General features: G+C 63.7%; 13 protein-coding genes and 1 tRNA gene. 9 read left to right on the top strand and 5 right to left on the bottom strand.

The features are described 5' to 3' along the window. Positions 1–119 precede the first annotated feature (119 nt). The 3 genes from yidC to rpmH all read right to left on the bottom strand — a co-directional run bounded on the left by yidC (position 120) and on the right by rpmH (position 2532). Positions 120–1919, bottom strand: coding sequence for a membrane protein insertase YidC (gene yidC / locus CMI59_RS03785; RefSeq protein WP_293324964.1), 1800 nt, complete (start codon positions 1917–1919; stop codon positions 120–122). 12 nt (positions 1920–1931) lie between these two features. Then, positions 1932–2336, bottom strand: coding sequence for a ribonuclease P protein component (gene rnpA / locus CMI59_RS03780; protein ID WP_293324961.1), 405 nt, complete (start codon positions 2334–2336; stop codon positions 1932–1934). Positions 2337–2397: 61 nt separating this feature from the next. Continuing rightward, entirely contained in the window at positions 2398–2532 is a 135-nt protein-coding gene (gene rpmH, locus CMI59_RS03775) for a 50S ribosomal protein L34 (RefSeq protein WP_167091446.1), read from the bottom strand. Positions 2533–2952: 420 nt separating this feature from the next. Between rpmH and CMI59_RS03770 the strand changes: the two genes are divergently transcribed. The 7 genes from CMI59_RS03770 to glk all read left to right on the top strand — a co-directional run bounded on the left by CMI59_RS03770 (position 2953) and on the right by glk (position 11770). Then, a complete protein-coding gene (locus tag CMI59_RS03770) occupies positions 2953–3771 on the top strand; it encodes a TVP38/TMEM64 family protein (protein ID WP_293324956.1) in 819 nt (272 codons plus the stop codon). Positions 3772–3779: 8 nt separating this feature from the next. Beyond that, the gene (locus tag CMI59_RS03765; RefSeq protein WP_293324953.1) at positions 3780–5213 is read left to right on the top strand and encodes a mercuric reductase; all 1434 of its coding nucleotides are present in this window, start codon (positions 3780–3782) and stop codon (positions 5211–5213) included. Positions 5214–5287: 74 nt separating this feature from the next. Then, complete coding sequence (locus CMI59_RS03760) at positions 5288–6814, top strand: HAMP domain-containing sensor histidine kinase (protein ID WP_293324950.1); 1527 nt, start codon at positions 5288–5290, stop codon at positions 6812–6814. Next, positions 6811–7551 (top strand): trehalose-phosphatase, encoded by a 741-nt coding sequence (gene otsB, locus CMI59_RS03755; RefSeq protein ID WP_293324948.1) that lies wholly within the window; start codon positions 6811–6813, stop codon positions 7549–7551. The genes CMI59_RS03760 and otsB overlap by 4 nt, the downstream gene beginning before the upstream one ends. A 36-nt stretch (positions 7552–7587) precedes the next feature. Then, positions 7588–9384: a glycoside hydrolase family 15 protein gene (locus CMI59_RS03750; protein WP_293324945.1), complete on the top strand. Its 1797-nt coding sequence runs from the start codon at positions 7588–7590 to the stop codon at positions 9382–9384. Further along, positions 9381–10778, top strand: a complete 1398-nt coding sequence (gene otsA, locus CMI59_RS03745; protein WP_293324942.1) for an alpha,alpha-trehalose-phosphate synthase (UDP-forming) — start codon at positions 9381–9383, stop codon at positions 10776–10778. The genes CMI59_RS03750 and otsA overlap by 4 nt, the downstream gene beginning before the upstream one ends. Continuing rightward, positions 10775–11770 (top strand): glucokinase, encoded by a 996-nt coding sequence (gene glk / locus CMI59_RS03740; protein ID WP_293324939.1) that lies wholly within the window; start codon positions 10775–10777, stop codon positions 11768–11770. Before otsA ends, glk begins: the two co-directional genes overlap by 4 nt. Before the next feature lie 89 nt (positions 11771–11859). Here glk and ggt read toward each other — a convergent pair whose 3' ends face one another. Next, entirely contained in the window at positions 11860–13611 is a 1752-nt protein-coding gene (gene ggt, locus CMI59_RS03735; protein ID WP_293324936.1) for a gamma-glutamyltransferase, read from the bottom strand. Between the two features lie 98 nt (positions 13612–13709). On the opposite strand from ggt, the gene CMI59_RS03730 reads away from it, so the two are divergent. Then, positions 13710–14756, top strand: a complete 1047-nt coding sequence (locus CMI59_RS03730; RefSeq protein ID WP_293324933.1) for a P1 family peptidase — start codon at positions 13710–13712, stop codon at positions 14754–14756. Positions 14757–14885: 129 nt separating this feature from the next. Beyond that, positions 14886–14962 (top strand) — tRNA-Arg (locus CMI59_RS03725). Between the two features lie 24 nt (positions 14963–14986). On the opposite strand, the gene CMI59_RS03720 is transcribed toward CMI59_RS03725, so the two are convergent. Next, positions 14987–15259, bottom strand: a complete 273-nt coding sequence (locus CMI59_RS03720; protein ID WP_293324931.1) for a hypothetical protein — start codon at positions 15257–15259, stop codon at positions 14987–14989. Positions 15260–15403: the final 144 nt, after the last annotated feature.

Genomic DNA, 15403 nt, shown 5'->3' with positions numbered 1-15403 from the left:
CGCGCAGCGTCGTGACGCCGAGCATGAACTCGCAAGGCTGGGCGAAGAGCCAGCGTCCGGCCTCGAGCGCATCGGCGCCCGTTCCGTCCTCCGTCTCGCCGCCTTCAGCTGTCATGAGATCAGCTCTTGCCGGAGCCGCCGAACAGGCGGTCGAAGCCGAGATTGCTGAAGATTTCGATCTTCACGCCCTGCCGCTTCATGATGACGCCCTGCTGCAGCACGGACAGGGAGTTGTTCCATGCCCAGTAGATGACGAGACCGGCCGGGAAGCCCGCCAGCATCACGGTGAAGATGACGGGCATCCAGGTGAAGATCTGCTGCTGGATCGGGTCGGCGGGCGCCGGGTTCATGCGCTGCTGCATGAACATGGTCACGCCCATGATCAGCGGCCAGGCGCCGATCATCAGCATGGAGGGCGGCGTCCAGGGGATCAGGCCGAACAGATTGAAGACCGTCGTCGGGTCGGGTACCGACAGGTCATGGATCCAGCCGAAGAACGGCGCATGCCGCATTTCGATGGTGACGTAGAGCACCTTGTAGAGCGAGAAGAAGACGGGGATCTGGATCAGAATGGGCAGGCAGCCGGCCAGCGGGTTCACCTGCTCCTTCTTGTAGAGCTCCATGATCTCCTGCTGCTGCTTCATCTTATCGTCGGCGTAGCGCTCCTGCAGCTCCTTCATCTTGGGCTGCAGCATCTTCATCTTGCTCATCACCACATAGGAGCGGTTGGCGAGCGGGAAGAAGGCGAGTTTCACGAGCACGGTCACGATCAGGATCGCAACGCCGAAATTGCCCACGATGTTGGCAAAGAAGTGCAGCGCCTGGAACATCGGCTTGGTCAGGAACCAGAACCAGCCCCAGTCGATCATCAGGTCGAACTTGTAGACGCCCTGGTCGCGATAGCCGTCGACAACATTCACCACCTTGGCGCCCGCAAAGAGCTTGTTGGTGATGGTCTGCGTGGCCGAGGCCGGGACGGTGACGGCGTCATAGCGGAAATCGGCCTGATAGATTTCCTTGGCCTTGCCCGGCGCCTCGCTGAAACGCGCATCGAAGCTGCGGTCCTTCTGGGGGATCAGCGCCGCGGCCCAGTATTTGTCGGTAATGCCGAGCCAGCCGTCAGTCGCCTTGTAGGTCTGGGCTGGTTCGTCCTTCACGTCGTCATAGTTGATTTCCAGAAGGCCTTCGCTGTCGAGGGCGCCGATCAGGCCTTCATGAAGGAGATATATCTTGCGACCGGCGGGCTCTCCGTTGCGAGAGATGAGGCCGTAGGGGTAGAGCGTGACCGACGACCCGGTCTTGTTTTCCACGCTGTCTTTGATCGTGAAGAGATATTCGTCGTCGAGCGAAATCTTGCGATGGAAGACGAGGCCCTTGCCATTGTTCCAGACGAGATTGACCGGCGTGGTGGGCGTCAGCGTGTTGTTGCCTTCCACGGTCCAGACCGTTTTGGCATTGGGTGTGGCGATGCCGGAATTGGGCGGCGCGATCCAGCCGAATTCGGAGAAATAGGGATGCTGGGTTCCCACCGGCGAGAACAGCCGGACTTCGGGCGTGTCGTCTTTGATGCCGGTGTGATAGTTGCGCAGTTTCAGATCGTCGAAGCGCACGCCGCTCAGCGAAATCGAGCCGTCGAGCTTGTCGGAGCTGACCTTGATGCGCGGCCCCTGCGTGGCAGCCGTTTCCGCGCTGAGAGCGGAGGTGGCCGGTGTGCGGGGCGCGGCACCGTCGATTGCGGGCGGGCGGGCATGTCCATCGCTTTGCGCGGCGGCATCGGTCTGCTGGGTCTGCGCAGCCTGTTGGGCGGCCTTCTGGGCCTTCTCGGCTTCCATCTTCGGATTGATGAAGAAGTACTGCCATCCGACGAAAACGAGCACAGAAAGCGCGATCGCGATGATGAAATTGCGGTTGTCACCCATACGGCAGGCTTCCTACTTTTCCACGTTTTTGGCTGGGCGCTGCTTGTCCGCCTTGCCGCCTTGCGGCGATACGGAGCGGCGCGCCGAATGGACGCGGGCAAGTGCCGCGCGCAAATCCTCCAGAAGGTCGGGCCAGGCGCGCGTCAGCGTTCCCGTCCGGCCGATCAGGACGTAGTCGTAACCGGGTTTTCCAAGGGAAGGAAGGATTTCGGCAGCTGCCGCGCGCAATCGTCGCTTTGCCCGGTTGCGCGTCACGGCTGTGCCCACCTTCTTGGTCACTGTGTAGCCGACCCGAAGCGGGTCGGTATCGCCGCGCTTATGCGCCTGCAGGACAAGGCCCGGCGCGGCCCATTTACGGCCTCTCGCGGCAGTCAGAAACTCGCGGCGGCGTCTGAGACGGTCCATCTTGGCGTCCATAGGCGCCTTCGGAGACGAAATCCCCTGAAATGGCGCAACGACGCTCGTCACCGCTGTCGGTTCAAGCGGAAAGCCGCTTGCGTCCCTTTGCGCGACGGGCGGCCAGCACCTTGCGGCCGCCGATCGTGGCCTTGCGCGCACGGAAACCGTGACGGCGCTTGCGGACGAGCTTGCTCGGTTGATAAGTGCGTTTCACGTTTCTTCTCCGGCATATCTGATGGAAATCCCCCGAAAAGGGGCTCCCCGGGGCCGCCGCGGCCAGTCCCGAAACCGGGGCCGGCGCTGTCGCCCCCGTCAGACGGTAGGGCCGTCATCGGGTCTTGAGATGGGCCATGAACAACAAGAGCCGCAGGCGTTGCCGCCAAACGGCTGGTTGGCGCGGTGTATAAGCGAAAGAGGGGGCGGAAGTCAACGCCGGAGCAGTCCGCCGCCCGCGTTCAAGCACTATGAACTCCTCTCACATTCGGGTGAAGAGGTCTTCGCAACCGGCCATTTCCCGTTACCTTCAGGCTCCGGACGCGCGGGGACCGGCCCAAGCCCTTCGTGTTCTCTAAATGTTCTTTTGTGCCGTCCGGCCCTCACATTCCGTTCCGAGGCCTTCAGAAGCGAGACGTCCATGATATCTCCAGCCGATCCGGTCCCCTCAGAGCCGGCAACGCCAGAGCCTGCAAAGGCCCGTGCGCTCTGGCGGCGGCTTCTCCCGCTGGCCATTCTGGCCGTGCTTGTTGCGCTCGCCTTCTGGTCGGGCCTCGACGATTATTTCTCGCTGCGGCGGGTGGCGGAGAACCGGGCCGCCCTGACAGGCTTCGTGCGCGACAATTTCCTGCTCGCGGTCATGGCCTACACCGCCATCTATATTGTCGTGACGGCGCTGTCGCTGCCCACGGGCGCGCTCCTCACCATTACGGGCGGCTTTCTGTTCGGCCCCGTTATGGGCGGAACAGCCACCGTCGTGGGGGCGACGATCGGGGCCACCATCATCTATCTGATCGCCAGAAGCTCTCTGGGCGAGCCGCTCGCGGCCCGGGCGGGGCCATGGCTTGCGAAGCTCCGAAAGGGCTTTCAGGACGATGCCATGTCCTATCTGCTCTTCCTGCGGCTGGTGCCCGCCTTTCCCTTTGCCGTGGTCAATCTGGTGCCCGCCGTCCTGGGGGTTCCGCTGCGCACTTACGTGATCGCCACGTTTTTCGGCATAATCCCCGGCACCTTCGCCTTTGCCTGGGTGGGGGCGGGGCTCGATTCCATCATCAAGGTCCAGCAGGAGGCCTATCGGCAATGCGTCGCCACGCAAGGGGCGGGGGCGGCATGCCGCTTCGAACTCGATCCCGGGGCCTTGCTGACCAGGGAAATCATCATCGCCTTCGTCGCGCTGGGCGTCGTGGCGCTGATCCCGCCGCTTCTCCGCCGCTGGCGGAACCGCGGCGTCTCGGAGTAGGAACCGGAATGGAAAGAATAAAAGCCGATATTTGCGTCATTGGCGCAGGCTCCGCCGGGCTTTCCGTCGCCGCCGGTGCCGCCCAGATGGGCGCGCGCACCGTGCTGGTGGAAAAGGCGGTGAGGAACGGCGCCATGGGCGGCGATTGCCTTCACACGGGCTGTGTGCCGTCCAAGGCGTTGCTGGCCGCCGCCGGTCACGCCCAGGCGATGCGCTCGGGCGCGGCGTTCGGCGTTGCCGCGACGCAGCCCGACATCGACTTTTCGCGCGTCCACGACCATGTGCATGGCGTGATCGCCTCCATCGCGCCGATGGATTCCGTCGCGCGTTTCGAGGGGCTCGGTGTCACCGTCATTCAGGACCATGCCCGTTTCACCGGCGAACGGCTGCTCGTGGCAGGGGATAAGGAAATACAGGCCCGCCGTTTCGTGATCGCCACGGGCTCGCGCGCCGCCATGCCGCCCATTCCGGGCCTGGCGGACACGCCCGCCTATACCAACGAAACCATTTTCGACCTGACCGAATGTCCGAAACATCTCATCGTCATCGGCGGCGGTCCCATCGGCATGGAGATGGCGCAGGCGCATCGCCGGCTGGGCGCCGAGGTGACGGTGATCGAAGGCGCGCGCGTGCTGGGCCGCGAAGACCCGGAACTTGCCGCGATCGTCGCCGACAATCTGCGCCGCGAGGGCGTGACACTGGTCGAAGAGGCCAGGGTGTCGAACATTTCCGGCGACACGGGCGCGGTCAACGTCACCTATTCCTGCGACGGCAAGGAGGCCTCCGTCTCCGGCTCGCATCTATTGGTCGCGACCGGCCGTACACCGAATGTGGAGGATATGGGCCTTGAGGAAGCGGGTGTGGACTACACCCCGCGCGGCATCACCGTCGACGACAGGCTGAGAACCACCAACAAGAAGATTTTTGCCATCGGCGACGTGGCCGGCGGACCGCAATTCACCCATGTGGCGGGCTATCATGCCGGGCTCGTCATTCGGAACGCGCTCTTTCGCGTGCCCGCCCGGGTCGATCATTCGGCGATCCCCCATGTCACCTATACCGATCCCGAACTCGCCCATGTCGGCGAGACCGAGGCGGAGGCGCGCGAGCGCCATTCGAAGATCAGTGCGCTTCGCTGGCATATGGCGGAGAACGACCGCGCCCAGGCCGACCGGCAGACCGAGGGGGCGATCAAGATCGTCATCGACGGCCATGCCCGCGTCCTGGGGGCGACCATTGTGGGGCCGCATGCGGGAGAGCTCATCCTGCCCTGGGTGATGGCCATGCAGCAGGGGCTGAAGCTCTCTGCGATGGCGGGCTATGTGGTTCCCTATCCGACCTATTCGGAAGTCACCAAGCGCGTGGCCGGCTCCTACTACACCTCCACCTTGTTCGGGCCCAGAACGAAGGCGCTGGTCCGCTTCCTGTCCTGGTTCGGCTGATTCCGCCCGGGCGCCGTTTGCGTATACGATGGCAGCGCGCGCGGTACGGCGCGGATCACGATCGAGGGGACGGCATGAAGGCGGGGGCTGAAAAGGACGAAGGCGGCAAGCCCGGCACCCTGCGGCATGTCGCCGGGCCGGTGCTGCGCCCCCTGCAAGCCAGCCTCTCTTTCCGGCTTCTGGTGATGACGGTGCTTTTCGTCATGCTGGCCGAAGTGATGATCTTCGTGCCGTCCATCGCCAATTTCCGCAAGACATGGCTCGACCAGCGCGCCGCCGCCGCGCAGATCGCCTCGCTATCGCTGGAAGCGACCCCCGACAACATGGTGTCGCCGGAACTGCGCGAGGAACTTCTGCGCAATGCCCAGATATTCCTTGTGGTGCTGCACCGGACGGATACGCGCAAGCTGCTGCTGAGCGAGAGTATGCCCCCCAAGGTCGATACCTATTACGACCTGCAAAAGGCAACGGCCTTTTCGCTGGTGGTGGATGCCTTTGAAACGCTGCTGGCGAAGGACGGGCGCACCATTCGCGTGATGAGCAAGCCCAACCATTCGGCAGGCGAGTCGATAGAAATCGTTCTGGACGAGACGCCGCTGCGCAGCGCCATGCTTCACTACGGTGCGAACATCTTCTGGCTGTCTCTCGTGATTTCCGTCATCACCGCCGGACTTGTCTATCTTGCGCTGCATGTTCTAATGGTCCGTCCCATGCGCCGGATCACCCATCATATGGTTTCGTTTCGTCAAAACCCGGAGGATGCACGCCGTGTCATCCTGCCGTCCGGCCGTCTGGACGAAATCGGTGTCGCCGAGCGCGAACTCGCCGCCATGCAGTCGGAGATTCGCGCGACCCTCAACCAGAAGGCGCGACTGGCCGCGCTGGGCGGCGCGGTGAGCAAGATCAATCACGATTTGCGCAATATTCTGGCGAGCGTTCAGCTCATCTCCGACCGTCTCGGCGCGGTCGACGATCCGACGGTGCAGAAACTCGCGCCGCGTCTTTTTTCTTCCATCGACCGTGCGATCCAGCTCTGCACCGATACGCTCAAATTCGGCCGCGCCAAGGAGGAGCTGCCGCAGCGGCGGCGTTTCCGTCTCGCTTCTTTCGCAAACGAGATCGCCGAGGCTTCGATCCCCGAAAAACTCGGTATCGGCTGGATCGATCATGTCCCCGACGATCTGGAGATCGACGCCGATCCCGACCAGCTTTTCCGGGTGCTGCTGAACCTCGTGCGCAATGCGACGCAAGCACTAGGTGAGCGAGGGCGCGTCGGCGGAGAAATTCGTCTCACCGCCCAGCGTTGCCAAGACCATGTCCATATATATCTGTCGGATAACGGTCCCGGCCTGCCGGAAAAGGCGAAGGCGCATCTTTTCGAACCCTTTTCGGGCAGTGCGCGGGCGGGCGGCAGCGGTCTGGGTCTTGCCATTGCCGACGAACTCGTGCGCGCACATGGCGGCCATATCGGCTTGTTGAAATCGGACGCCTCCGGCACCGTGTTCCGCATCTGCATTCCCGATGGCGGCGGTTCGGACGTGGACTGCGATGAGGCGGAAGATATATGCGGCCATACGGCGGGCGGGACGGTGCACAAGTGAGCGAATTCACTCTTCCCGAACCGCGCCGCAACTGGGCGCTCTTCCTCGATTTCGACGGAACGCTGGCCGAACTTGCGCCGCATCCCGATGCCGTGCGTATCGACCCCGCCCTGCCGGGGCTTCTTGAGACGATCTTCTCCGAACTGGACGGGGCGCTTGCTGTCGTCTCCGGCCGCAGGCTTTCAGAGCTGGATCGTCATCTGCGGGTCCGCTTGCCCGCCGCCGGGGTCCACGGGCTGGAACTGCGCGAACGGCCCGGCGCCACTATTCATCCGCCCGCCGAAGCGCTTCTCATTGCACGGCTCAAGGCGCGTCTGACCGGTTTTGTCGCCGCCGATAACCGTCTTCTGCTGGAGGAAAAGCCGGGCGCGCTGGCGCTGCATTTCCGCCAGGCGCCCGACAAGGCCGCCGAATGCGCACGCCTGATGGAGGAGGCGACGGCCGACCTCGATGGTATCCATGTGCTGAAGGGCAAAATGGTGCTGGAGGCCAAGCCTGCGCGTGTGAACAAGGGGTATGCGATAGAAGCCATGATGAAGGAGCCCCCCTTTATTGGCCGCATACCCGTTTTCGCAGGTGACGACACGACGGATGAGGACGGATTCCGTATCGTCAACGCGCTGGGCGGTATATCGATCAAGATCGCCGATGGCGATACGCTCGCCCGCTACAGGATGGATGATGTCCAGGGCTTCATTAACTGGTTGAAGCATGTAGCATCGGTATTGTCGCCCTAGGGCGTTACTCTGTATTTGTGTTTCCAGGAGGGTCTCTTGTCGTCGCTCGATCTCGGTGTCATCGGAAATGGCAGCTTTGGTGCATTGATCGACGAGGAGGGCCGGATCGTCTGGTGCTGTCTGCCCCGCTTCGACGGCGATCCCGTTTTTCACGACCTCCTGAACGGCAAGCGGGAGGGCGACGGCGAGCGGGACCGTGGCTTTTGGGAAATCTCTCTGGTCGGCCAGAAACACGTCACCCGGGAATACCGCACCAACACCGCGATCCTCGTCACCACCATCTCCGACGATAATGGCAATGCGATTGAGATTACCGATTTCGCACCGCGTTTTGCCACGCGCGGGCGCATGTTCCAGCCCATGTCGCTGGTCCGGCGCGTGCGGCCCGTCAGCGGTACGCCGCGTGTCAAGGTGCGGCTGCGTCCCGGCTTCAACTACGGCAAGATCGCGCCCACGGTGACGCGGGGCTCCAACCATGCGCGCTTCATGCATTCCGGTCTCGTTCTGCGCCTCACCACCAACGCGCCGATTACCTATGTGCTGGACGAAACCTCCTTCCAGCTCAAGACGCCGGTGAGTTTCATTCTCGGGCCGGATGAGACGCTTTCCGACGGCATCGAGGAAACCGCGCGAAAATTCGAAGAGGATACGGAATTCTACTGGCGACAATGGGTGCGCCGTCTGGCCCTGCCGCTGGAGTGGCAGCAGGCCGTCATCCGGGCTGCGATCACGCTGAAGCTTTGCTGTTACGAAGAAACCGGCGCCATCGTCGCGGCCATGACGACGAGCATTCCCGAGGCTGCGGAGAGCGGACGCAACTGGGATTACCGGTTCTGCTGGCTGCGCGACGCCTTCTTCGTCATTCGCGCGCTGAACTCTCTCGCCGAAGTCGAGACGATGGAAAACTATCTCCGTTATCTCGGCAATGTGGTCGGCGGCGCGCAGGACGGCCATTTGCAGCCCGTCTTCGGGATCGGTCTCGAAACCGACCTGACCGAACATATCGTGGATACGCTGCCCGGCTATCGCGGCATGGGGCCGGTGCGCCGTGGCAATCAGGCCTATGAGCATCTCCAGCACGACGTTTACGGCAATGTCGTGCTGGCCGCAGCGCAGAGCTTTTTCGACGACCGCCTGCTGCGACCGGGCAACCTCGAAGAGTTCGAGGCCTATGAGAAAGTCGGCGAGCGGGCCTATGCGATGCACAATGTGCCCGATGCGGGCATGTGGGAGCTGCGCACGCGGGCGCGCACCCATACCTCGTCGAGCCTGATGTGCTGGGCGGCCTGCGACCGGCTCGCGCGGATCGCCGGGCATATGGGGCTCGAAGACCGGGAAACCCATTGGCGCGGCCTTGCCGATGAAATCCATCAGACGATCTGCACCCGCGCCTGGAGCGAGGAAAAAGGCGCCTTCGTGGAAAGCTTCGAGGGCGAGGCGCTCGATGCCGGTCTCCTGCTGATGGCCGAGGTGAATTTCATCAGCCCCGACGACAAACGCTTTGTCGGTACGCTGGAAGCCATCGAGAAGTCGCTCCGACGCGGCAATCATATGTTCCGCTATGCCAGCGCGGACGATTTCGGCATGCCGCAGAACGCCTTCAACATCTGCACCTTCTGGTACATCGATGCGCTGGCCCGTGTGGGCCGGACGGACGAGGCCCGCGAAATTTTCGAAAGCATTTTGTCCTGCCGCAATTCGCTGGGTCTGCTGTCGGAAGATACCGATCCGGCAACCGGCGAACTCTGGGGCAACTATCCCCAGACCTATTCGCTGGTCGGCATCATCAATGCCGCGATGCGGCTGAGCCGGAAATGGGAGGAAGAGGTATGAGCCGGCTTGTCATCGTCTCCAATCGCGTCGGGCCGGTGCGCGATGCGGCGCGGGCGGGCGGTCTCGCCGTCGCGCTGGTGGACGCGCTGCGTGCCCGTGGCGGCCTCTGGTATGGATGGAGCGGCGACACCAATAACCAGAGCGCCGGGGTCAAGGTCGAACAGGCCGGCCCCTTGCAGCTCGCCACCGCCGACCTCACCGAAGATGAGTATGACGACTACTACAACGGGTTCGCCAATCGCTGTCTCTGGCCGCTCTTCCATTACCGGATAGACCTCACCGCCTTCGACCGCCGCTATTATGAAGGCTATCGGCGGGTGAACGCGAAATTCGCCAGCGGCCTCTTTCCCCTGCTGCGCGAAGACGACACGATCTGGGTGCACGACTACCATTTCCTCGCCTTCGGTAACGAACTGCGCCAGATGGGCGCCGAACAGGCCATCGGCTTCTTCCTGCACATCCCGTTCCCTTCGCCCGAAGTGCTCGCCACGCTACCGAACCATGACGCGCTGGTGCGCGGTCTCTTTGCCTATGACGTGCTGGGCTTCCAGACCTCGCGCGACCTTGAGCGCTTCTGCGACTTCGTGGTGCGCGAGGCAGGCGGCCATGTCGAGGGCGACCGCGTGACATGCTTCGGTCGCACCATTATTGCGCGCGCCTTTCCCATCGGTATCGACACGGAGGGTTTTGCGAAGATGGCGGCGGAATCGGAGGATGCGCGCCGTCAGCAGGAAAAAGCGGTGCGGAGCCTGCGCGGCCGCGCCCAGATGATCGGCGTGGACCGCCTCGACTACACGAAAGGGTTGCCGGAACGGTTTCAGGCCTTCGAACGGCTGCTGGACGATTATCCCGATGCCCGCGGCGAGCTGGTCTATCTGCAGATCGCGCCCACATCGCGCGGCGACGTGCAGGCCTATCGCGAGATGCGTCAGGAGCTGGAGGGGCTTTCCGGGCATATCAACGGGCAGTATGGTGAATTCGACTGGACGCCGCTGCGCTACATCAATCGCGCTTTTGCGCGCCGCTCGCTGGCGGGCCTTTACCGGGCCAGCAAGATCGGCCTGATCACGCCGCTGCGCGACGGCATGAATCTCGTTGCCAAGGAATACGTCGCGGCCCAGAACCCCGAAGACCCCGGCGTTCTCATCCTGTCGCGTTTCGCAGGCGCCATCTATCAGATGCCGGAAGCGATTGCCGTCAATCCCTACGACATCAAGGAAGTGGCCGACGCCATTCAGAATGCGCGCTATATGAGCCTAGAAGAACGCCAGGAAAGGTTCCAGGCCCTGTTCGACGGCCTCAAGCGCGACGACGTCGCCTATTGGCGCGACAGCTTTCTCGCCACGCTGGAGCATGAGGCGCCGATGCACCGCAACACGGAGCGGTCCGCATGAAGCGCTATCTCCTGGGAGATATAGGCGGCACCAATGCCCGTTTCGCGCTGGCCGAGGAGAGCGATGACAATCGGTCGCTTTCTATTCTGCACAAGGCGGGTTTCGCCACCGCCGACTATCGCTCTCTGGAAGATGCCCTGTCGCGCTTCCTGTCTGACGTTCGGCAGCCGCCGCTGGACGCGGCCGCCATTTGCGCGGCGGGGCCTCTCTTGTCGGAGGGAGAGACGGATCGTATCCGCATGACGAATTGTCCCTGGGAGATCTCGAGCGGCGCGATTGCACAGGTCAGCGGCTGCGCACATCCGCGCCTGATGAACGATTTCACCGCGCTCGCTCTCGCCATTCCCGAACTGCCGATGGAAGCGCTGCATGCGGTAGGTGATGGTGCCGCGGAGGTCGGGCGGCCGATTGCGCTGCTCGGCGCAGGCACCGGGCTCGGTGTCGCCTCGCTGGTGCATGACGGTACCCGCTACATTCCCGTGCCGGGGGAGGGCGGTCATGTCGATCTTCCGGTAACGGATGAATTCGAGATCGAGATTTTACGCCGCCTCATGGCCCGCTTCGGCCGCGTCTCCGTCGAGCGCGTCCTGTCGGGGCCGGGGCTCGTTTCCCTTTACGAGGTGCTGGGCGAATTGCGCCGCCGCCCCGTCGAAGTCGGGCTGACACCGGAGGAGGTGTCTGCGCATGCCGGCGACGGCTCGTGCCCGATTGCAGTCGAGGCGGTGTCCTTCTTCTGCGGCTGGCTCGGATCGGTCGCGGGCAATCTCGCGCTGACGCTCTGGGCGAGCGGCGGCATCTATATCGGCGGCGGGATCGTGCCCGGCTGGGTGAGTTCGGGCAGCGGGCTGTTCGACGAGGCGCATTTCCGCCGCCGCTTCGAGGCCAAGGGCCGTTTCGCGGAGCATCTGGCCGGGTTCCCGGTTCACGTCATTCTGGTGGAGGAACCTGCCTTTTTTGGCCTCGTCGCCGCCGCCCGCGAGGTGGCGCGCTGAACATCCGTCATTGCGGGTGTCGGCGCAGCGATCCGGCGGAGCATGGGTTGCTTCGTCGCTTCGCTTCTCGCAAGGACGAGTAGGGAAGTCTATCTTGTACCGCTCACCACATTGCCGTCGCGGCGCGGATCGGCCCCGCCGTCGAGCGAGCCGTCCGGCATCACCAGAAGGCCATGGAGGCCGCTCATCATTCGTTCGACCTTCACCTCATGACCGAGCTGCTCGAATTCGGGGATCTTCTGCTCGAGCACCGTGTTCTTCTCGATTTCCAGCGGTCCGTTCCGGTCCATGAAATGCGGCAGACCGATAGCCGCCGGCACATCCATGTCCCAGTCCAGCATGGCGATGAGCGACTGGTTCACATAATTGATGATCTTGGAGCCGCCGGGTGAGCCGATGGCGGCATGGAAGCTGCCATCCTTGTTGAAGACGATCACCGGGTCCATGGACGAGCGCGGGCGCTTGCCCGGCGCCACCGCATTTGCCACCGGCTTGCCGTCGCGTTCCGGCAGGAAGGAAAAATCCGTCAGCTGATTGTTGAGGATCATGCCGCCCGCCATCAGGTGAGAGCCGAACGGCCCTTCCACCGAGGTCGTCATCGACACCACATTGCCGTCCGGGTCGATAATGCTGAAATGGCTGGTGGAAGGCTGGGAGATATCGGCATTGGAGCCCCGGTTATCCGCGTGCTCTTCGCCCGGATTGCCCGGCGCGGCTTTGCCCATGGAAAGGCTCGCATCGATAAGCGCTGCGCGTGAGGCGAGATATTTCGGATCGAGCATTGCGTCCACCGGCACATCCACGAAATCGGGGTCGCCGATATACCGGTCGCGGTCGGCATAGGCGAGGGCTTCGGCCTCGGCGATGAAATGCATCGACGTCACGGTCATCGCGCCCATGCCCTTAAGGTCGAAATTCTCGAGAATGCCGAGTGTCTGCAGCGTGGTGAGCCCGCCCGAAGTGGGCGGCGGCATGGTGCAGATGCGATAGATACGATAGGGGCGGCAAAGCGCGCCGCGCTCCTTTGCCTGGTAACCGGCAAGGTCGTCCAGCGACAGCGTACCGGGCCGCGCCGGTGCGTTATGCACGGCATCGACGATCGCCTGCGCCACATCGCCCGCATAAAACCCGTCGGGTCCCTTCTCCGCGATTTCGCGCAGCGTCCGCGCGTAAGTCGGGTTCTTGATGATCTCGCCCGCCTTGTAAGGCACCTTCGCGCCATCCGGACCGGTCTTGTAGAAATAGTCGCCCGCCACCGGCATGTTCTTCAGCACCGGATCCCATTCCAGCCATTCCTGAAGTTTGGGCTGAACCTTGAAGCCGTTCTCGGCAAGGCGAATGGCGGGCTCGAAAAGATCGCTCCAGGGCAGGGCGCCGTGCTGTTGATGCGCAAGCCACAGCATCTTCACCACGCCCGGCACGCCGACCGACCGCCCGCTCACCACGGCATCGCGGAAATTGAGCGGCTGGCCGTCGTCATCCAGAAACAGCTTCGAGGTCGCCCCGGCCGGGGCCGTCTCCCGCCCGTCATAGGCCAGCACTTCATCCGCCGCCTTGTCGAAATAGACCATGAAGGCGCCGCCGCCGAGGCCGGAGCTTTCCGGCTCCACCAGCGTCAGTACGGCCTGAACCGCGATGGCCGCGTCGATGGCATTGCCGCCCTTTTTGATGATCTCCTGCGCCGCCGCCGTCGCATCGGGGTTCGCGGCGGCGATCATATAGGGGCCGGAGGAAGGGCCGGTGGCGATTTCGGGGCGCTGGCTGCCGAGCCACCAGGAGGTGCCGCCGATAATGAGGAGAAGGGCGGCGAAAATCACCGGGATCGTTCTTGAGTTTTGCATGGGCTCGCGCCTCCCCCTGAATCTATGTGTCGTCTATTGCTATGTTATCGCCAGTTTAGCCGCTCACGCTCGCGGCGTCTGCCAACAGGAGTTTTGAGATGGCCGAAGCGCGGATTACGCCGGGCCCCCGCAACCTGATTACGGATGTAGCTGGGCTCTCCATCGGCAATGCGCAAGATGAGCGCGCGCGCACCGGCGTCACGGTGCTGCTGCCGGACGAACCCGGCACCGCCGCCATGGATGTGCGCGGCGGCGGGCCCGGCACGCGCGAAAGCGATGCGCTGGACCCGAGGCATCTGCTGGAAGGCCGGGTCGATGCGCTGGTGCTGTCCGGCGGGTCGGTCTACGGGCTCGACGCGCCCTCCGGCGTGACGCACTGGCTGGGCGGGCAGGGGCGCGGCTTTGCCTTTCCGGGGCTTTCCATCACCGCGCCCATCGTGCCCGGCGCGATCCTCTTCGACCTTGCCAATGGCGGCGAGAAATACTGGGCAAATGGCGGTGCGGAAGAGCCGCCCTACCGTGCGTTGGGCTATGAGGCCTGCGAGGCGGCGGGTGCGGATTTCGAGCTCGGCAATGCAGGGGCGGGGTTCGGCGCGCAGGCCGGGCACTACAAGGGCGGGCTCGGCTCGGCCTCCGCCGTGACGCCGGACGGCATCACCGTCGGCGCGCTTGTCGCTGTGAACGCGGTAGGCTCGCCCGTCATCCCCGGTACCGACTGCTTCTGGGCGGCGCCCTTTGAGCTCAATGGCGAATTCGGCGGCAGGCGCTGGAACGGGGAAGGCGCGCCGGCCTCATACGATCCGCTGGAGGGCACCAAACTGGCGGGCCCGCGCGAAAACACCACCATCGGCATCGTCGCGACCGATGCGGTGCTCGATGCGACCGCCATGCACCGCATCGCCGTGATGGCGCATGACGGCTTCGCCCGCGCGCTTCGCCCGGTTCATGCGCCGGTGGATGGCGATGCCGTTTTCGCGCTCTCGACGGGCAGGAAACCGCTGGAGGCTGAGGCGCGGACGCTCGACATCACCCGGCTGGGCGCCATCGCGGCCGATTGCATGGCTCGCGCCATCGCCAGAGGGGTTTTCGAGGCGGAAACGCTGGGGTCGATCCCTTCGTGGGCCGCCCGCCACGGGGCCGGGTAAACGGCAGGAGGGCCCCGCGGCCATACCCGGCGATGGGCACTTGCGTTCGGGCGCATGACGCTTTATGAGTACGCGCCTCGCCCGACGGTGCCCGTGCTTTTCAGCCGTTTTCGCCCGTCAGGTCAGGTTGCGCCGGTAGCTCAGCTGGATAGAGCACCAGACTACGAATCTGGGGGTCGGGAGTTCGAATCTTCCCCGGCGCGCCACTCCCTCGCCTTCCCGGCACCTCCTCAAACCCGTTCTTTTTCTTTAGGCGCCGTAACGCGCCGCGGTTTGCTCTCCATCTTTGGCTTGGGCAGGAGACGGAAGCGCGTTTGGCACCATGCGAAGCCGACACCGACATCCAGGAGCGCATCTGAACGCCCGCATGGGCAGGCAAACTCCATGACATCGAGAACACGATAGGTCTCTCCGGCCTGCAGAGGCACCGGCGTGCCTGTAACGTGGTTCGGGGCGGCATTGACGCAAAGAACCAGATCGCTTGGTCCGATCGTGTCGCTCATGGCTTCCATCCTTGTCCGGGGACGAGATTAAACCTCGACCGGCAAGTGGGAAAGATCGCTTTTGGCGCAAAGCGGGCATTGGAGATGCCGATAAAAGGCTGTTAATCGGAAATTTTAGCGGAAGCAGACTTCGTTCGCGACCGT

Source organism: Parvibaculum sp. (assembly GCF_002684405.1).
In the GTDB taxonomy this organism is placed as follows: domain Bacteria; phylum Pseudomonadota; class Alphaproteobacteria; order Parvibaculales; family Parvibaculaceae; genus Parvibaculum.
The sequence above is the reverse complement of the archived record's forward strand: the minus strand, read 5'-3'. Positions and strand labels throughout refer to the sequence as shown.